17 protein-coding genes and 3 pseudogenes are annotated in these 18,745 nt (G+C 62.9%); 10 read left to right on the forward strand and 10 right to left on the reverse strand.

Annotated elements, in window-relative coordinates; genetic code table 11:
* Position 1: 1 nt before the first annotated feature.
* From ACQQCD_RS13220 to ACQQCD_RS13235, 4 genes are read right to left on the reverse strand one after another with little or no spacing between them, the layout of a single operon-like run.
* The gene (locus tag ACQQCD_RS13220) at positions 2-1,327 is read right to left on the reverse strand and encodes a hypothetical protein (RefSeq protein ID WP_400588024.1); all 1,326 of its coding nucleotides are present in this window, start codon (positions 1,325-1,327) and stop codon (positions 2-4) included.
* A complete protein-coding gene (locus tag ACQQCD_RS13225; protein ID WP_329864054.1) occupies positions 1,327-2,049 on the reverse strand; it encodes a hypothetical protein in 723 nt (240 codons plus the stop codon). The genes ACQQCD_RS13220 and ACQQCD_RS13225 overlap by 1 nt, the downstream gene beginning before the upstream one ends.
* Before the next feature lie 11 nt (positions 2,050-2,060).
* Positions 2,061-2,348, reverse strand: coding sequence for a hypothetical protein (locus tag ACQQCD_RS13230; protein WP_009358107.1), 288 nt, complete (start codon positions 2,346-2,348; stop codon positions 2,061-2,063).
* A gap of 13 nt (positions 2,349-2,361) precedes the next feature.
* Positions 2,362-2,955, reverse strand: coding sequence for a DUF6668 family protein (locus ACQQCD_RS13235; protein WP_329864047.1), 594 nt, complete (start codon positions 2,953-2,955; stop codon positions 2,362-2,364).
* A gap of 167 nt (positions 2,956-3,122) precedes the next feature.
* Between ACQQCD_RS13235 and ACQQCD_RS13240 the strand changes: the two genes are divergently transcribed.
* The 7 genes from ACQQCD_RS13240 (at position 3,123) to ACQQCD_RS13270 (ending at position 10,353) form a co-directional block, all read left to right on the forward strand.
* Positions 3,123-3,395, forward strand: a complete 273-nt coding sequence (locus tag ACQQCD_RS13240; RefSeq protein WP_011689726.1) for a helix-turn-helix domain-containing protein — start codon at positions 3,123-3,125, stop codon at positions 3,393-3,395.
* Between the two features lie 36 nt (positions 3,396-3,431).
* The gene (locus ACQQCD_RS13245) at positions 3,432-4,514 is read left to right on the forward strand and encodes a CHAP domain-containing protein (RefSeq protein WP_329864045.1); all 1,083 of its coding nucleotides are present in this window, start codon (positions 3,432-3,434) and stop codon (positions 4,512-4,514) included.
* Positions 4,511-5,026 carry a hypothetical protein gene (locus ACQQCD_RS13250; protein ID WP_329864043.1) on the forward strand — a complete coding sequence of 172 codons (516 nt, stop codon included), beginning with the start codon at positions 4,511-4,513 and terminating at the stop codon, positions 5,024-5,026. Before ACQQCD_RS13245 ends, ACQQCD_RS13250 begins: the two co-directional genes overlap by 4 nt.
* Positions 5,027-5,032: 6 nt before the next feature.
* On the forward strand, positions 5,033-6,496 hold the full coding sequence (locus tag ACQQCD_RS13255) for a MinD/ParA family ATP-binding protein (protein WP_364274801.1): 1,464 nt from the start codon (positions 5,033-5,035) through the stop codon (positions 6,494-6,496).
* 68 nt (positions 6,497-6,564) lie between these two features.
* Positions 6,565-6,795, forward strand: a complete 231-nt coding sequence (locus ACQQCD_RS13260) for a hypothetical protein (RefSeq protein WP_430268792.1) — start codon at positions 6,565-6,567, stop codon at positions 6,793-6,795.
* Between the two features lie 141 nt (positions 6,796-6,936).
* Positions 6,937-8,781, forward strand: coding sequence for a hypothetical protein (locus ACQQCD_RS13265; RefSeq protein ID WP_364274799.1), 1,845 nt, complete (start codon positions 6,937-6,939; stop codon positions 8,779-8,781).
* An 801-nt stretch (positions 8,782-9,582) separates the two neighbouring features.
* A complete protein-coding gene (locus tag ACQQCD_RS13270; RefSeq protein ID WP_307310768.1) occupies positions 9,583-10,353 on the forward strand; it encodes a ParA family protein in 771 nt (256 codons plus the stop codon).
* A gap of 905 nt (positions 10,354-11,258) precedes the next feature.
* On the opposite strand, the gene ACQQCD_RS13275 is transcribed toward ACQQCD_RS13270, so the two are convergent.
* From ACQQCD_RS13275 to ACQQCD_RS13290, 4 genes and pseudogenes are all read right to left on the reverse strand, one after another.
* Complete coding sequence (locus tag ACQQCD_RS13275) at positions 11,259-11,408, reverse strand: diguanylate cyclase domain-containing protein (protein WP_364274796.1); 150 nt, start codon at positions 11,406-11,408, stop codon at positions 11,259-11,261.
* Positions 11,409-11,476: 68 nt separating this feature from the next.
* Positions 11,477-11,650, reverse strand: a pseudogene (locus tag ACQQCD_RS13280) (diguanylate cyclase); the annotation flags it as partial.
* 89 nt (positions 11,651-11,739) lie between these two features.
* Positions 11,740-11,904, reverse strand: a pseudogene (locus ACQQCD_RS13285) (transposase); the annotation flags it as partial.
* A 368-nt stretch (positions 11,905-12,272) separates the two neighbouring features.
* Positions 12,273-12,491, reverse strand: a pseudogene (locus ACQQCD_RS13290) (amino acid oxidase); the annotation flags it as partial.
* A gap of 65 nt (positions 12,492-12,556) precedes the next feature.
* On the opposite strand from ACQQCD_RS13290, the gene ACQQCD_RS13295 reads away from it, so the two are divergent.
* Positions 12,557-14,398, forward strand: coding sequence for a GAF domain-containing protein (locus tag ACQQCD_RS13295; RefSeq protein WP_364274406.1), 1,842 nt, complete (start codon positions 12,557-12,559; stop codon positions 14,396-14,398).
* 33 nt (positions 14,399-14,431) lie between these two features.
* On the opposite strand, the gene ACQQCD_RS13300 is transcribed toward ACQQCD_RS13295, so the two are convergent.
* Both ACQQCD_RS13300 and ACQQCD_RS13305 read right to left on the reverse strand, forming a co-directional pair.
* Positions 14,432-15,157, reverse strand: coding sequence for an LrgB family protein (locus tag ACQQCD_RS13300; RefSeq protein ID WP_364274418.1), 726 nt, complete (start codon positions 15,155-15,157; stop codon positions 14,432-14,434).
* On the reverse strand, positions 15,157-15,642 hold the full coding sequence (locus tag ACQQCD_RS13305) for a CidA/LrgA family protein (protein WP_364274409.1): 486 nt from the start codon (positions 15,640-15,642) through the stop codon (positions 15,157-15,159). The genes ACQQCD_RS13300 and ACQQCD_RS13305 overlap by 1 nt, the downstream gene beginning before the upstream one ends.
* 227 nt (positions 15,643-15,869) lie before the next feature.
* Between ACQQCD_RS13305 and ACQQCD_RS13310 the strand changes: the two genes are divergently transcribed.
* Positions 15,870-17,021, forward strand: coding sequence for a glycerol dehydrogenase (locus ACQQCD_RS13310; RefSeq protein ID WP_364274412.1), 1,152 nt, complete (start codon positions 15,870-15,872; stop codon positions 17,019-17,021).
* A gap of 410 nt (positions 17,022-17,431) precedes the next feature.
* The gene (locus ACQQCD_RS13315; protein ID WP_364275828.1) at positions 17,432-18,733 is read left to right on the forward strand and encodes an ISL3 family transposase; all 1,302 of its coding nucleotides are present in this window, start codon (positions 17,432-17,434) and stop codon (positions 18,731-18,733) included.
* The last annotated feature ends 12 nt before the right edge of the window (positions 18,734-18,745 follow it).

The raw sequence follows: 18,745 nt of genomic DNA on the forward strand, positions 1-18,745 counted from the left end.
TTCAGGCACCCCCCGTGGATTCTTCGCTCATGTCTTTGATGGCACCGGAAGCGGCGTGGCCTGCTTCTGCGACCTTCTGTGCGGCCAGTACGGCGACACCGCCTGCACCTGTGGCCGCAGCTGCACCGCTGGCGGGCGCTCCGCTGGCCGCAGCCCCACTGCCTCCACCGGAGGATGCTGCCGGGCCCGTTCCTGGTTGCGCACCCGTGGCTCCCGAACCCCGGGTGCCGTTCGTTCCCGCGGTGCCGGACGTTCCTGCCGTTCCCTGGCTGCCAGTGCCCGAAGGGCCCTGCGATCCAGGGCTTTGGCTCGAGGTGCTGCTGGTTGTCGTCGAGCTGGTGGATGATCCGCCGCCGCGTCCGGCGCTGCCCATGCTGATTGCGCCGGAAGCCAGTGCGCCGACCGTCCCTGCAGCCAGAGCGCCACCGCCACCAGCTACAGCACCAACCATCGGGGTGACGAACCGCATGAGGGCTGGCATGGCGAACAAGGCAATGATCATCAGAGCCAGTCCGGTGACCGTTGCCAGGAGCGCGGAGCCGAAGTCCTTGCCGTCACCAACGTTTCCGAAGATCTTGCTGCCGCTGAGTTGGAAGGCCGTCGCGTAGATAATGGCGGCCGCGGGCTTGTAGAGAATGAAAGCGATCAGCCAAGCTGTGCACTTCTGGAACCAACCCTTGCCGGCCTCGGTGTTACTGAAAGCTGCAGCCGTAGGGAAGATCCCTGTCAGGATGACGAGCAGGCCACCGCGGATGATCATGAGCACGATCTGCATTACGGAGGCCAGAATCGCGATGAGCCCCAGGAGAATGATCATGATCGAACCGATCGGGCTGGTGGCCGAAAGCGCCAACAGGGCCGTGATGTTCTCGTTGAACGAGGTCCCGTTCGTGGAATTAGTGATGATCCAGGCAGAGAACTGATCCGCCGCGACCGTCAGCAGTCCCACTGCCGCCACACCGGCGCCGGAGACGACGATTAGGGTCGCCAGCGAACGCACCAGATCCCGCAAGGGTGCACCCCTGCGCTCAATCGTCATCTTGGCTGCACCCACGAGGACAGACATCACGGCCAGGGAAGCGGTCCAGAAGTAGAGACTGTTCTGCAGGAACAACACCGGGTCACTCGCGGTAGACCCTCCCGGGGCTGCGGTGAGAGCGGGAGTTCCCACGTTCACCCAAAATGTCCCGAGCGTTTGGACTGTTTGGCCTACGGCATCGGCAATAGCTTTCGCCATGTTCTTGACGGCATCATTGGCGACATCTTCGATGGCCGCCCCTGCCTGGCAAAAGGGATTTATTGCGTTCAAGCCGGAGCAGTCAGCCATTAGACACCCGCCCACTCAACGTAACCACTGAGGTCATTGAGCTGTCGCGCCCCAGTGTCCCCTGTAGCCGGCACAACGAACTTCCAGTCGCCCTCGTACCACTGGAGCGGAACCGGAATAGAGACGAAAGTTCCGTTTGCACCCTTGAAGGCGAGATCAATGACAGCTCGATCAGCCTCGTAAGAACGGAATGTGAAGCCGGCCAATTGGGCGGTCACGGAGTTTGGGGCGGCTGTTGGGGATGACTTCAGCACCGCATCTCGCTCCGGGCTTGGTACGGCCAACTGCTGATAAACGAGGTCCGCTTTTCCAGCTGCGGACAACGCAGTCATGTTTGCCGCTGCATACAATGCACCGGTCGGTGAGTGTGCGAAACAGGAACGGAGGCCGTTGTCTTCGGTCTTGCCGGGGCCGAACTGGGTGGGCGACGTTGGTGCGGCGATCTTGCCGACCAATTCCCATTTGGTGTCAGCGGGTGTAGTGGCCGGTTTCGCCTGATCACCGGATGGCAGGCCGCACACGCTGGCCCCCGACGTCGCCGTAGGTTGGCTGCTGGTGCTCGTGCTGGTGGAGCTCGGTTCAGGGGACGCCGTTCCGCCACCTCTGGGAACCAGGGCCAGGATTGCCCCGAGCGCGACAATGATCGCCACGACAACGGCCGAGATGATGAACTTAGGTTTGGTCAGCGGATTCTGGTCTTCGTTCACTGTCGGTTCAGTCATGGCTCGGCTCCTTAGACCAGGGCGCCTACGACGCCGCCAGCGGAGGCTGCCAGGATGCACCCGCCGAGGACCCATGCCAGACGGCCGGCATGCTCGCCGCCCTCTCCGCGTCGGTTGTTGATCATCATCGTTCCGGCTGTGATCAGGATGCCCGCCACGGCAAGGCCGAAGACGATCCATGCGACCCATTTGAGGATTGTCAGCAAACCTTCAGAGCCGGGAGGCGCTTCACCTGTGCCCGGGTTCGGTATCTCAGTGATGGCAAAGCTTGACCATTCCATGGCCTTGGAAAACAACATCAGTTTCTACTTTCTACTTAGCCGTGAGTCCGGCAGTGGCAGTTACTGCAATCTGGACCTGTTCAAGAGTGGTGCGGGCTTCTTTGGGAAGTTCCTCGGTGGCGACGTCATGGCCATAACGCCAGCCGTCCACCCAGGGGAAATGCCACATGTGGGGCACTCCCCCACCGACGACGCGGGCGAAGTCGCGGATCTCTTTGGGGAGCCGTCCGGGAGCGTCAGCCATGACCACCAGGCCGGCGAGGTGGATCCCGGAAAGAGAACCGGAAGCCCATTCAGTTGCAGCCAGCCGTGCTGCACGAAGGCCCGGGATATTGGACCGCGCAACCAGGACGATCACGGATCCGGCTGCCGTCAAAGGCCACTGATGTTCCGCGGCTTTGGTTCTCTTGTCCAGGCGTGCAAGCGACGTTTCGCCAGCGCCGCCGTGGACGCCAAGCCACCAAAAGCTCGGTTCCCTCCCCGCAACGTTCCTTCGGGGAAGCCGGTCCGCATGGTCCGGTTGCGGAACACTCAGCTGCGGCCTCGTCGCCCCCGTAGGGACGAAAGGCGGCTCTTCCGGGATAGCTGAAACGGGTTCGTCGATAGTTTCTGCGCCGAGTGTCACCCAGCGATTCTTTGAGACCGGCATTTCACATCCCCTACTAATGTCCGCAAAGATCGTATCGGTACCATCCGACACGAAAGGCCAAAAGTGACCCTCAGCAACAGCTTTAGTACCTTTCAGTCACTTCCAGTACATCACAGTACCAATTTGTGGTCTACGATGGCTCTATGCGGTGGGACGGACTGAGCGTGGACCCCAAGTACCTGGAAGCACTCTTCGCCAAGTACCCGGAGCGTCTTACGCCTCAGGACCTCGAAGAGATCTTCGGGTTGTCCCGGAACACCGTCTACCGCTGGCTCCAAACCGGAGTGATTCCTGCTTACCAAGTCGAGAAGACATGGTTAATCGCCAGAGATCAAGTCAAGGACTGGGTCTGGGAGAACCGGAACACGCTCAGGAAGGGCCAGACACCAGAAGTGAACGACGAGGACCAGCCCTAGGGCGCAGCAGTGGACGAGCAGATGTGAGGGGGACACATGCAATCACGAACGAGCGCGCCCGCGCTCGTCGCCGGCGCCGTCCTTGCACCCGTCGGCTTGGTGCTGTCCATCATCCTGTTCGGCGGGGGCTCCCAGGCCGCGGCCGATGTCTGCTCACCAACCGGGTCCAGCGTCAGCGTTGACGCAAGCCAGCTGCCCAAAGTCGCTGTTGCCGGTTACGAGGGCGAGCAACTGAAGAACGCGGCTCTGGTCATCAATGCAGGCAAAGCCCTTGGTCTGTCGGCCCGGGGGCAGACGATCGGTGTCATGACGGCCATGGGCGAATCCGGGTTGCGTGTCCTGGACTACGGCGACGGGCCGGGCCCTGACTCCCGGGGACTGTTCCAGCAGCGCGACAACGGCGCGTGGGGGTCCTACGCGGACCGCATGAACCCAACGACTTCAGCGACGAGCTTCTTTACCGCCCTGCAGAAGGTCAGCGGGTGGGAACAGCTCGAGCCCACCACGGCCGCGCACAGGGTCCAGCGCAACGCCGACCCGTTCCACTACCAGTCCTACTGGGCGGCCGCCGTCGAGGTCGTCGCCGCTCTGGGCGACGTTCAGATCACCGATGCCGGCGGGGAAAGCTCCTGTGGGATCCCTGGCCAATCCGGTAGAGACGATGATCTGCCGTGGCGCACGGCCAAGATCTATGAGCCATCCCCGCTGGGCATGTTCAACCGCGAATGCGTCGACTTCGCCCTCTGGCGTGTCAACCAGCAACTGGGCAGCACCACCGCCCCCTACAAGGTGCTGAACGGCACCTTCCGGCCTGACGGTGCCGTGCTCGGTTCTGCCCTTACCTGGAAAGACGGCTGGGATGCCAAGGGCTGGCCGACCGGTGGAACGCCACGTGTCGGCTCTGTCGTCTGGTACTCCCCCGGCACCGGGGGCGCCGATGGCACTTACGGCCACGTCGCCGTCGTCAAAGCCGTTAACGGTGACGGCAGCTTCCTGGAAGAGGGCTACAACGGCAACCCCGCCCCGAACGACCACACCTACTACACCCGCACAGTAGAGAACAGCACTCCCAGCGCCTTTCTCTACCTGCCCGGCAGCGACTACCCGGAGGAACCATGAAACGCGCCCTGACAGCCCTCGCGGCCCTGCTCGTGTGCACGGCATGCGCGCCGGTATCCAGCTCTACGTCCGCGGAACTATCGCCCAGTGCTTCCGCCGCCAGCTCAGCCACGCTCAGCGCGGGCGGTAAGCCCCAAGCTCCCGGCGGCACAGCGCCGGCCACGCTAGGCATTGCCTGGGACGAGGGAAGCAAAACAGCTGCGTTGGAAACCGCGACCGAGGCCATGACGCTGTATGCCCGTCCCACTGTCACCGACAAGGAATGGATCCAGGAGCTCGGCCAGCTCCTCACCGCCCAAGCAACCGCCGATTACCAATACGTTGACCCGGCCAACATCCCGGTCACCAGGATCACTGGAACGGGCAAGCTCAAGATCGATGAGAACAACGGTTTCGGCTGCCATGTCGTCTTTCCCACCGATGCCGGCGACTACGACGTGCAACTGCTCCGCAGCGCAGCCGACAAGCCCTGGCAGGTCAACCGTTTCACGCCCCCGAACGGCACAAAGTAAGGACAGATGATGGAAACTCAAGCACTCGACTTCCCCAAGATCAACGCCGTTCTGCGGACCAACGGAACCGGCGAAGTCACCATCAACGGAACCTCCCACGCTATCGAGGCCGCCGACGAAGCCGCTGTCCTTGGCGAGGCGCTACGCCTCATCTCTGAAACCGCTGCTCAGCTCGGCCGACCCGTCCGCGTCAGCACCACCGATCCGGACGGGCAGGGCCTCATCATCGTCTCCCCCGAAGGTGTTGTCAGCGAGGCCGCTCCGATCAAGCCCACCCCCAAGCGGGAGCAGGACACCTTGCCCGTTACGGCAGCCCCTTCGCCCGAAACAGCCAAGGCCACGACTACGGCCGCGCCTGCTCCCACGCCAGGTTCGGTGCCCGATGCCTCTCCGGCCGAAGAAGTGCCGACACGCCCTGCCGACGATGCGCCAGTGACCTTCGATGCAGCTGTTAAACACGCGGCCGCCCAGGGACCCGCACGGGCCGCCACAGCAGCTGCAGCTGAGCCTGCCACTCAGCGCAGCCTCAAAGACACCTCATTCCTCATCAGCGCGCCCGTGCTCCAGCCGGCCACGCGCGGCTGGCGTGGCGTTCTCAGCCGCCTGGGCTTCCGCATGGACCCCTCGCCTGAAGAGCTGGCCGAACGCGAGGACATCCGCACAGTGAGCCAGCACTGGCCGGGCCCCCGCACTGTAGCTGTCGTCAACCGCAAGGGCGGAGCGAACAAGACCCCTACCGTCGTCATGCTCAGCGCGATTCTGGCCCGCTACAGCGGCGCGGCGACCGTCGCCTGGGACAACAACGAATCCCAGGGCACCCTCGGCTGGCGCACCGAAAAGGGCGGCCACAACAACAGCGTCCTGGACCTCATCGACTCATCCCATGCCCTGCTCTCCCCCAGCGCCCAAGCAGCCGAGATCGCCCAGTTCGTCCACCACCAGACCTCAGACAAGTTTGACGTCCTGCGCTCGGACGAAAACGAGGAGGGCGACCACGAAGTGACCGCAGAGGAGGTGGACATCGCCCACCAGGTACTCACCCGCTACTACCGTTTGATCGTCATGGACTCCGGAAACACGGCCCGCGCCGCCAACTGGCGGCGAATGATCCATCACACCAACCAGCTCGTGGTCCCCGTGACAGCCATCGAAGACCGCGCCGAAGCCGCGCGTCTGACCCTCCAAACGCTGGAATCCCGCGGCGGCCACGACGCCGAACTGGCCCGCAACGCCGTCGTGATCGTGTCCGAGTCCACCGACGCCAAGCGCAGCATGAGCGGTGATGCGCTCAAGCGCGCCAAGGACGAGGCCCGACGGATCGCTGACGGCTTCGCCCCCCATGTACGCGCCGTTGTCCGCATCCCCTACGACCCCGCCCTGGTCAACGGACCCATCCGCTACGACGCACTCCAGCCAGCCACCCAACGAGCCTGGCTCGCCGCAGCCGCCGCCGTCGCAAAAGGCTTCTAAAAGAGATGAAGCCGACACGCCGTACTTTATGTCCGGTCCCCAGCGTTTCAGAAACTAACGTGAGGGGCATGGCAATTCAGAAACGCGCACGCGGAGGACGCCCTTCTAAAGGGGACCGTCATGTTCTGACTACCCGGCTCCCCGTTGCAGACGCAGAAAAGTTGTTCGCTGTTGCAGATCACCAAGGGCAGTCGGCTAGTGAGGTCATCGCACATGCCGTTGCTGAGAAGCTCGCCGCTATCGACATGACATTCGTTAGCGGTCAGGAGGAACTGCCTATCGGCCGTATCGCCTCTTAAAAGAGGAAGGCCCGCACTAGGCGGGCCTTCTCGGAAGCATTAAGTCCAGATCCAGTTCTTGGCGGGACACGATCTGAACTTTTGACAACACCCACGCTGTGGGTGCCATTTGTGTTACCTCGAAAGGAACTACTGCACACCATGGTACCGGAACCGGTATCGGCGTCAACGCATGCCCTTATGGGTGTCGCGCCGTATGTGAAGCCAGAAGAGGCATGGAGCCTTGCTCCGATGATTGCTGGCGCACCTTCGTACCGATTGGGTCGGTGGGTTGGTTCGCGATTTCAGTACCCGCGGCCGCGGGCCACGCCGAAAATCACACGGTCGCTTCCGGAGCGTCCTGCGGCGGTGATGGTGCATGGGCCGGATGGCCGTGTTGCCACGCTGTGCTTGGATTTTGACACGTCCAAGGCCCTCAAGGGTGTGGTTGATGCGGACGCTGCCCGGGTGGGCCGGTTGTTGTCGGCATGCGGGGTGCTTTTTGTTGAGGACTTCTCCCCCAGTGGTGGCCGGCACGTTTACATCCCGCTGCGGGATCGTATGGACGCAGCCGAAGCCAGGGAGCTGGTGGAAGCGCTGGCGCTTACAGCGACGAGCCTGGACCCGAGTCCGCACCAGAACATCACGGACGGATGTATCCGTGTCCCTGGATCGGTGCACAAGGCCGGCGGCCATCAAACCCTCGTCACTCCACTCTCCCAGGCCTACGACATCCTGCGCCGCCGGAACCCAGCCTCTGCACTGGTGGAGCTTCGGGCCGCTCTGGCTCCGGAACTGACCCGTAAGCGTGCACTCAAAGCCAGGGCTGCCAGGAGTGTCGCTGCACAGCGAAATGGCTTCTTGCCGCAGCTCTCACTCACCGTGGCCAGTGAGTCTCCGCTGCGCAGGGTGGCACGTACTGGCCTGTATGACACGGCTAGGTACAAGAGTCCGTCCGAAGCCCGGATGGCTGTACTGAATCACTTCAGCGCCTGTGGTTGGTCCCTAGAACACGTCGAGAACGAACTCACCGGCCAGTTCCCCGGGCTGGCAGCGCTCTATGGAACCCCTCAACGCCAGGCACGACTCCTGCCCTATGAGTGGGCCAAAGCCCAGTCCTTCACCTCCACCCAAGCGCTGCAGAAACGAGACCCGCATAAACAGAGGAAAAAGGCTGCCCATATTAACAACACAAGCCCGACTTTAACCACAGGGGGGGCAGGGAAACTCAGTAGCACTGGTGTGCACCAGCTCGTGAATGACCTGGAAAATATCCTCTACGCAGTCGTCGACCACAGACTGCGTAGCAGAGGCCGGCAGGGCCTTAGTCTCCGCTTGCTCATTCGTGGGCTACTGGGCTACATGAGAGCCAAGGAAACTGACGTTCTCGACGTTGGCTGCCGAACCCTTGCTGCCGCAATGGGAAAACACCACGTCACGATCGCCCGGCTTCTGCCCGTTTTGGTTGCCGCCTCCGATGGCATCCTGACCAAAGTTGCGGACGCACGCCACAAAACCGCCGACGTTTACCTCATCCAACTTCCTGAGCAGTATCAACAACTGGCTCGGGAATTATCCTGGCGAAAAGGAAAAATCCACGCCATCCGTCCTGTCTTCCGGGCGCTTGGCGACGCCACAGCGCTGGTGTACGAAGCTATTGAACGTGGTCGGGACGCTCCCACCACAGCGGACCTCGTGCGGGCTACTGGTGTCAGCCGGAATGCATGCTCGGCAGCGCTGGCAGAGATGGAAGCCCTAGGTATGATCCAACGCCAAGGACACAGATGGAAGACCACTACAGTCAACCTGCGCATGCTCGCGGCACGACTCGGTGTCATGGACGACTATCTTGAACAGATCAGCCGTAATCGACATGAACGCGCTGCTTGGCACGCCTACCTAGACCGGTTTTTTACCACCCAGGTACAAAAGGCCGACCTATTTGACCTAGAACGGGACGAGTACTGGCTACCACCCGACGATGCGGCAATCTGGTATGCCGCTTGAGGCGACATGAATAGGGAAGGGAGTAGAGGCGGATCCCTACGATGTCGAACGGGAACAATATTGGCTGCTCCGGACTTCGACGGCCTTATGGACATTGGCCCAGGGCTTCCTTAGCTTGTATCGCCCGCGGTCAGGCAAAGGCGCAAGCGGAGAGAATCAATCTGGACGTATTTATTCATGCGCCGCTCCCCTAGAGCTGCATGACGGATCTTCTCCGTACGGTGATGGGCACTCGGACATTTGAATCCGGAAACGCCGGGGTTGGAAGGGCGGACAACTTCGGAGCGATCCCCCGCTCAATCGATGGCCGCTCCAATGCGGGCTTAGTCCCGTATCGCCCTTGTGTTTCGCCGTCCCAGAGGACTGGGCTCTTCTTTGCGTTTGTGGCACATGTAATAAATCCAGACGTATTTATCAGTTCTGACAGCACTGCGGCACTAAAACCTGTTCGTCCAACTTCATGGGGTGCCTGAAAGCCCGGCACTCCCCCGGACATTGCGTTGGCGAGCCCTGGGCCCCCACGTGACGTAGGGAAAGTTCCTCGTCGCTTCCCCGGCAGCGCCGGGTCGGGGGAAGGCTTCCCTTTCCGTAGCTTCGATTTCCAGGGGCGACGCGCCGAGATAAATACGTCATGACGTAAAGATAGACAGATAGATTGATAGACAGATGCCCCTGCTTCGACTCGCGGTGCCATGGATGCGGGTCAGGCGGAGATAAATACGTCATGACGTAAAGATAGATTGATTGACGGATTGATAGATGGCAGATAGATAGATTTATTAATTACGACTGAGGTGACTTGTGAAAGTAACTGCGATAGGGAACCGAAAGGGCGGGGTCGGTAAGACCTCTGTGACACTGGGTCTTGCCACTGGTCTCAAGCTGATTGGCAAAAAGGTGCTGGTAATTGATCTGGACCCTCAAGCTAACGTCACCGAGGCACTTGAAGGCTCAGGTGAGTTCGACATCTTCGACGTACTTTATGGGGGAGATGCCGGCACTTTGGGTCAGGCCATCACAGAGACCTCCTGGCCTGGCATTGATCTCATTCCCAGCTCAGAATCGCTTGCGCGGCTGGAATCGGAAAGCCTCATGACTCCTGAGCTGCGGTTGAAGACCGCCGCATGGGGTGCCGAGGAATTGGCGGGATACGATCACATTCTTTTGGATCTTCCTCCCGCATTGGGTCGTCTGACGCTTAACGGCCTTATTTGGGCTGATCGAGTCCTGGCTATAACCGAGCCTGCGGCCTTCTCCGTTAAAGGAGTCACCGAATTCCTGGAGACAGTGAAGAAAGTGCAGTCGCTACCGCACCTGAATCCGGCACTTGAGTTCTTGGGAATCATCATCAACAAGACCAGTTCACCCCTCACCGGAGAGCATGCCTTCCAAATCGGCGAATTGGAGGCTGCCTATGGTCAGGACGTAAGGAGCCCCCACCTTCCACTCAGGACTGCGATGCAGGACTCGGTCAGCTCGAGAGCGCCTCTTACAAAGCTCAACAGCAGGGGAGCTGTAATCATGACCGAAAAGTTCGTCGAGCATGCTCGCTTCATCGATGGAGTCAACTGATGCCAGTAGAGAGAAAATCAGCAATCCGCAAGGCACCCGCTGCGGACGTAGTCGATGTTCTGACCTCCCGAAGCGACAGCAAACAAGCGCAGGCTACAGAACCTTTGCGTGCCCAGGCATCTGAACCGACGGAAGATGCTCCTCGATCATCCTCAAACAGGCGTCCCGGACCGGGTCGCCCTCGGAGCAAACGCCGGATGGAACCCTTCTCCTCAAAGATAGAAATCGAACTCCGAGACGAGATGGATGACTATGTGGCTGAGCACGGACTTTCGATCATCGACTTCCTAGATGAAGCAGTCAGGGATCGCCTTAAAAAATAATTATGTCTGGACGTAATTATTAGTCTTCACTGTTCAAGAGAGAGCCAAGGAGCCGGTGGTGGTGGCTGTCGTCTTCGACCACGTCGCCGGCTCCGGCACGCCATTCCTCGGGGAAAGGATGCCCCCGGCAGCAAGAAAGTCCGCCGGTGGGGGACCGGCGGACTTTCCGCGTTCGACAGTACGGGTAACAGGTTCAGACATCGATTGGACGATTCACAACCTTTCGTTGCGTCACATTGGGCTGTTCATCTGGAAGGCGTTGTCCGCAGATACGTCATGACAGATGATGATGCCACGGTGCGTGCTCTGCCCTTGTTGGGAGGGAACGTGTGTTTCACCCCAGAGCGCGCGCCAGGAAAGGCGGGACTGGCTCTTGGTCTCAGCACGTCTTGAGCCGGTCCCGCTGCCCGTAGGCGTGACTCAGCGAATCGACCTGGGTGTTCGCGGATTCATGGAGCATGGATACAGCTCTTGGCAGGGGAGTTGGGTACCTGCCTGTTATGTCAAGGCGTGGACGGCACCCTCGTTCCCCCCACATCACAACCTGCCCCTCCGTGTGCAGCATGGCCCGGAAGTATGTTGTCACTGCGGTCTGGGAGAGGCGGTGCTTTCGGCGCGGTTTCTGCCCTGTGCCTTGGCGCGGTAGAGCGCCTCATCGGCTGTGCGGAGGAGATCATCAATGTTGCCTGCTTGCCCGTCGTAGGTCGAGATGCCGTAGCTGGAGGTTGGCATGGGCGGGCCTGGGCCGCCGCAGCAAGTCGCCGGCTGATGTCCTTCGTGACGGCTTCGGCTGCGCCGCCACTGGCTCCTGGAAGAAACAGGACGAATTCTTCTCCTCCGTAACGGCCCACGAAGTCGTTTGAACGAACGGCGTCGGTACAGGCATCGGCAAAAGCACGCAGCACCGCATCACCGCCGGGTGCTAGCTGCAAGTCAAAAACGACCGTTTGTTGGGTGTGCTCCTCGGGCGTCATGGGGGAGAGACCGATTGGTCCTTGTTCGCGAGCCACCTGGCGGCGGATTGGGGCCTAATCAATAACGCCCGTTTCTGGGCCCATCGCATTTGAGGGTGTAGCAGTGGTCGGAAACCTCCGGTTTCGAGGAGCGATCGGGCGATGTAGGTGGTGAGGTTGCGGAAGCCGAGGGCGGAGCCGTGGAGGTGCTCGAGGCGGCCGTTGATCGCCTCGGTCGGGCCGTTCGAAGTGCCGGTCCGGTCGAAGCAGGCGAGCCCCTCGTAGTCACACTAGGGCCCGGTGCGGGCGACGCCAGCGGGACCATGGTTGCAGCTGGCACGCCCGAGCACGTCGCGGACAAGGGCGTCGGCGCTTCCGCGAGATACCTCGCCGCGGCATTGGAGGAAGCCACAGGCGTGACCCCATCGTGACGGCAGAACCATCGCACGGGTACTCGCCGCACCGTCGCCGGTACCTCACCCGTGGACTATGCCAACAAGGGGGGGGGGCAGGGGAAAGTTGAAGAGGTCAGGGTGTCAGGGGGGGGGTTTTGAGACCCGGACGTCCAACTTTTCGATCGTGGGCTCGCTGAACAGTTTGCCGGCCAGAATCGCGGGTCACCCCCCCGATTGGGAGACACGCCCTAGCTCTGGGCCTCGCCGAGGCGCGCCTCGGGCGTGAGCTCGGCGCGGAGACCGCCGCCGGTCGCAGCCCGGGCAAGAGCGCGACCCAGCGCAGGTGCCTGCTTGAACAAATTGTGACCGGCCACAAAAAGGACAGAGCCGGCCTCCCACACGGCCACGCCGTCCTCACTCCACGGGAGGTCGGTCACCCAGCAGTGAAGGAAGTCGCGCGGCTCTGGTACCCTCATCACATTTGGTGCCCGGGACGACGGCGTCCGAGCACACCAGCTCGACGAGGAGCTCTATGAACGTCTCTGCCACGCGACAATCTGCACCGCAGACCCATCTGGCGATGCCCGACCATGTCCAGTTGCGCCGCATCGTCGGCGAGTTCGCGAGAGATCTGGCTGGTCAATTCGACCTCGACCAGCTCCTCGAGCGAATCCTCCGGCGCGCCGTGTCCCTACTGGAGTCCTCGAGCGGATCCATTGCTCTCGTCGACGAACGCTCAGGGACCTACACGAAGATGGTCGACCTCAGCGTCGGCTGCCAGGCCGGCGAGACCTTCCCGATCGGCGAAGGAGTGACCGGGGAGGTGGTGCGCGCGCGATCAGGCGTGATCTTTGACGAGTACGCAGCGGTCTACCGAGGGCACATCGACCCGACGACCACTCGCTATCGCTCGGCGGTGATTGCCGTCCCGATGCTGCATGGGGAGAACGTGATCGGAGTCTTCGTCGTCTTCGGCGCGGGGGCTGACACAGTCTTCACCACACGTGATCTCGCCTTGCTGGAGCTGTTCGCCGACCATGCGGCGCTGGCTCTCGTGAATGCGGAAGCCCATCGTCAGACGGTCGAGCGCATGCGCACCGCAGTGATCGCCGGTGAGCGCGAGCGCACCGTACGCGACCTGCATGAGACCCTCAGCACTAACCTCACCCGGCTGGTCGCCCACCTCGGTGCCGCCCAAGCTCTCGACGCCGTAATCGATGCCAACAGAGTGGGCGAGCACATCCATCTGGCCCTTGAATCCGCCGAGGCTGCGCTCGAGGATACCCGGCGGACCACGATCGACTCCGTGGCCGACAGCCTCGGCGGCCGCACCCTCCACGACGCCGTGCGCGCCGAACTGGACTGGATAAAGTCCACGAGCGGAGCACACACTTCGCTCGTGCTCGTGGGCGACGAGCGACCGATCGCGAACGACACGGTGCACCAGACCTTCCGGATCGTCCAAGAACTGCTAAACAACGTGGTCCGCCATGCCCAGGCGACAAAGGTGCGTGTGGGTCTGCTGTATGAGCCCTTGGCCTTCACGGTGATGGTCGAGGACGATGGTGTCGGCTTCGAGGTCGCGACGGCGCTCGCCACCGAGGATCCGCCGCTCCGCCAGGGCCTGCGCCAGGTCCGTTCCCGGACGCAGCAGATCGGTGGGGATCTCTCCGTGACCTCCACACCGGGATGGGGAACCCAAGTACGCGTCCAGCTTCCGGATACGCCGAGCCGCAGCGAGGATTCGCAGGCCCATCGGATCCGGGTCCTGATCGCCTGTCGCTGGCCGGTGGATCGTTCTGGGATCGCGCGCCTAGTGAACCTTGCCGAGCCGAGCCTGCACGTGGTCGGGGAACTCGATGATCCCTCGACTCTCGTCTCGACCTGTGATCTGCTCGCGCCCGACATCGTGGTCGCGGACATCGAGGTTCTATCGGGGGTGGATCGAGATGCGGAGGGAAACCTGCATCTGCCGGGAGATCCTTCAGTCGTGGTCTCGAACGCGGCTCCCAACGCTGGAACGTATCGCGCGGGCACGCGGTTCCGAGCCAAGGGGTATCTCAGCCATCACGCGACGGGAGAGCAGATCGTCCGCACCCTGATCGCTGCCGGTCGCGGGGAGATCCTTCTGGATGCCGAGAACGCCGCGTGGCTGACCCAGAGCGCCGACCCCTCTGCGGAAGCGCTCACGGCCCGCGAACACGAGGTGCGAGACCTCGTGAGCCAGGGGATGCCGGACAAGGAGATCGCTACCGCCCTTCATATTTCGGTCAAGACCGTGGAGAAGCATGTCGGTTCGCTGCTGCGAAAGACCGGGGTGCGCAATCGGACCATGCTCGCCCAGCTCGATCTTGCACAGGTCAAACAGATGTAGGAGAGATGTGGGGTGTCATGGGTGACTCCTGAACTATCCGACCATCAGCAAGGCTGCAACCAGCAGGGGCGAGAGGAGAGCGACCACCGGCGCCGTGATCGCCATCGCAAGAGCTGAATATGCTGCTGCCCGAGGTTCGGACTGGAGCATCGCCGAGGTGCCGATCCCATGGGACACAACACCCATCGCTAGCCCACGCACACGCGGGTCGTGCACCCGCGCCGCCGTTAGTACCGGACCCAGGGCCATCGCCCCTAGGATCCCCGCAAGGATCGTGAGCACCGCGGAGAGCGCCGGCTCCCCGCCGATCTTCTCAGAGACTGCGATCGAGACCGGCGTGGTGGCGGTCTTCGGAGCCATAGACAAGGCCGCCGCCGCGCTCCCTCCGAGCACGTGCACCACGAGATACCCGGTGACCACAGCAGCAGTTGCGCCCGCCACGACAGAGGCGAGAACAGCGATCAAGGAGCCTCGCATGCGCTGTGCCTCCCGATGCAGCGGCACCGCAAGGGCCACGGTTGCCGGTGCGAGCAGGAATCCGATCATCTCTCCCCCCGTCATGTACGTCTGATAGTCCACGCCCGTCAGGGCGAGGCCGAGGCAGGTCAGAAGGATCGAGAGGAAGACCGGATTGGCGAGCGGGTGCCCATGCACCCAGGTCGCGATCCGATTCGCCAGGAGGAAGGCTCCCAGGGTGAGGCCGACCCCGAAGACCGGGGAATCGGTGAGCACACGCCAGAGTTCGTGCAGCATCGACATCACGATGCTCTCCTCGAACGGAACCCGTTCTGGGCCTTGAGGGCGAACCGGGAGACCACCGCGGTGACGGCCAATCCTGCGGCCCAGGACAGGACGAGACCGGCCAGCAGCGGCAGGGCATCGAGCCGGATCCTCGCCACGAGCGCGATCACCCCGGTGCCCGCGGGGACGAAGAGCAACGGGAGCAGGGCCAGCAGACGGTCGGAGACGCGGATGGCCGCGAGCCCCTCTCCGTGGCCCTGCCCGTCTCCCTTCACGTGTCCCTTCATGGACAGCACGATCAGCAGGAGCATCATCCCGAGGATCGCCCCGGGGACGGGAACCCCGGCCAGGGCGACCACCAGATCTCCGAGAGCGAGGCAGGCGAGGATCTGCACAAATCCGAAGATCAGCGTGAGAAGGCTGCTATACAGCGAATCGCCTTGCGCTGCGTCGGGGCCTTCCTCCCGCTCCGTTCGGGTACGGGGTGCGTCCTCCGGTGTCATCGGGGCCTCCTCATCGAAACCTTCAGCGTGCCTGAAGGGCTCCGCGATTACCCTTCCGTTCGCGGCGGGAGCGGACAAGGCGGATTTTCCCTACCTCCGGCGTAGGGCTCTTCCCGATGTGCACACCCCGCGGGCTACCCTAGCGTGGAGCACAACCGCGGCGCATCACCCGCAGCGGCGACTCGAAGAATTCAGTCGGAAGAATCCAGTCGAAGGAGACTGCAGCTATGGCTCAGAGCACTGTTCAGACACTCGTCAGCCCTGGTCGGTACGTCCAGGGGCGCGGCGCGCTCGCACAGTTCGGCGAAAACCTCGCCCGCGTCGGCAAGAAGCCCCTCATTATCTCGGATGCCTTCGTCCGCGAGCTCGTCGGCGACCGTGTCGTCGCGAGCCTCGAGGCAGCCGGGCTGCCTGTCATCTGGGAGGAGTTCAGAGGCATTCCCCATCCCGGGGAGATCGCCCGGTTCGTGGAGTTCATCAAGCAGCACGACGCCGATGTGGTTGTCGGCGTGGGTGGCGGAAGCGCCATCGATGTCGCGAAGTCCTCGGGGCACGAGACTGGCATCCGGTGGGTCACGGTACCGACGGCGGCATCCACGGACGCGCCCACCTCCGCGCTCGGCGTGATCTACACCGCCGAGCACAACTTCCTGGAGTACCGGATCTTCCCCCACAACCCCGACCTCGTCCTTGTGGACGTCGATGTCATCGCGGCGGCACCACCCGTCTTCCTCGCGGCAGGTGTCGGGGATGCGCTCGCGACCTGGCTCGAGGCCAAAGCCGTGGCGGAGTCCTTCTCCGACACCATCGCGGGTGACCTCGCGACAGTCACCGGGACGGCTCTCGCGAAGCTCTCCTGGGAGATCATTTGGGAGAATGCGCTTCCTGCGATGGACGCAGTGCGCCATGGGCTGATCACTCCCGCGGTCGAAAAGCTCACGGAGGCGAACATCCTGCTTTCGGGTCTTGGCTTTGAGTCGGGTGGCCTTGCTGCAGCGCATGCGATCCACAACGGCCTCACGCAGGTGCCCCAGACCCACGGGCTCATGCACGGTTTCAAGGTGAACATTGGTAGCCTCACCCAGCTCGTCCTGGAAGGTGCCCCGTACCAGGACATCGTTGACTTCATCGAGTTCACGACTCGCGTGGGGCTGCCCACGACCCTCACCGAGGTCGGCATCGATGTGGACGACATCGACACGATCACCAAGGTCGCCGAGGGTGCGACGGCGGAGGGCGAGACCATCCACTGCATGCCCTTCGAGGTCACCGTGCCTGCGCTCGTTGATGCCCTGCGTTCGATCGAGCACCTTTCGCGGCGGATCCGCGAGGAGGCGGGGCTCCCCGCCCCTGTGCTGTACACCCCGAAGAAGCACTGATCCGGGGCGAAGTAGGTCGACGGGTCGCGGAACCATTCAACCTCGCCCCGTTTGAATCCGCCAAGGATCGACCTCCGCCGAGCCGAAGCGCGTGCCGCTACAGCTCGGCGGAGGTCGGTCAGCTTCGTCATCGCATAAGTCGCGCCCGGAGAGCGGAAAACTCCTCGAACCTTAAATGGCCTCCCCTGCAATGGCGAATCACCCTTTTCGGCCGGCAGATGCAGGAGGGCTCCTCGGCCCTTGCTCGCCGCTGCGCCGTGACTTGCGGTGCTCCCGAACAACTGCACGGCACTAATAGGGCTCTTCGCAGTTGAGGGTGTAGTCGAGGGTCGGCGGCTGGTTCGTGGATAGACGTCGAGGTCTTCCAGGATGGAAGTTCTCACACTGCCCATCTGCCGGAAGACCTCGACTTGCACCACCCTACGTTCGCGACCCCTGACCTCACCACGTTCTGCCGTCTCGATGAGCTCGGCCTCGAAGCCATCGGCCAGTTGATCGAGCCCGACCGGGCGGTACTCGAGTGCCGCGTCGTTGACGATGACCCGTGGTGTCGGAAGTGCGGCGCCGAGGGCGTGCCGCGCGACACCGTGACGCGTCCGCTCGCGCACGAGCCGTTCGGGCACCGGCCCACGACGCTGCTGGTGCGGGTGCGCCGCTACCGGTGCGGCCACTGCCGCCGCACCTGGCGGCAGGACACGACGAACGCGGCGGCGCCGCGGGCGAAGATCTCCCGCGGCGGGGTCGGGTGGGCGCTGAAGGCGATCGTGGTCGACCACCTCACCGTCTCCCGCGCCGCGGCAGGCCTGGGTGTGTCGTGGCACACCGCGAACACCGCGATCCTCGCCGAGGGCAAGCGGCGGCTGATCGACGATCCGGCCAGGTTCGACGGCGTCACCACGATCGGCGTCGACGAGCACGTCTGGCGTCACACCCGGTTCGGTGACAAGTACGTGACCGTGATCATCGACCTCACGCCCGCCCGCAACAAGACAGGTCCCGCACGGCTGCTGGACATGGTCGAGGGTCGGTCGAAGGCGGTGTTCAAGCAGTGGCTCGCCGCCCGGCCCAAGGAGTGGTCGAAGCAGATCGAAGTGGTCGCGATGGATGGGTTCAGTGGGTTCAAGACCGCCGCGTCCGAGGAACTCCCCGACGCGGTCCCGGTGATGGATCCGTTCCATGTCGTCCGGCTCGCCGGTGACGCCCTGGACCGGACCCGGCAGAGGGTTCAGCAGGACACTCTCGGGCACCGCGGTCACGCCGGGGACCCGCTCTACGGGGTCCGCCGCACCCTCCACACCGGCGTGAGCTTCCTCACCGAGAAGCAGACCGCACGGCTGGACGCGGTGTTCGCGGTCGAGGAGCACGTCGAGGTCGAAGCGACCTGGGGCATCTACCAGCGCATCGTCGCCGCCTACCGCGAACCCGACAAGAAGAAGGCGAAGGAGATGATGCGGTCGGTGATCGATTCCGTCAGCAGCGGCGTCCCCGCGATGCTGGCCGAGATTCGCCGGCTCGGTCGGACGTTGAAGCAGCGCGCCGCGGACGTCCTCGCGTTCTTCGACCTGCCCGGCACGAGCAACGGTCCGACAGAGGCGATCAACGGCCGACTCGAGCACCTCCGCGGCTCCGCGCTCGGCTTCCGCAACCTCGCGAACTACACAGCCAGGAGCCTGCTCGAGGCCGGAGGTTTCAGACCCTCGCTACACCCTTGATTCCGAAGAGCC

Source organism: Pseudarthrobacter sp. J1763, assembly GCF_050490295.1.
Taxonomy (GTDB): domain Bacteria; phylum Actinomycetota; class Actinomycetes; order Actinomycetales; family Micrococcaceae; genus JBNPEO01.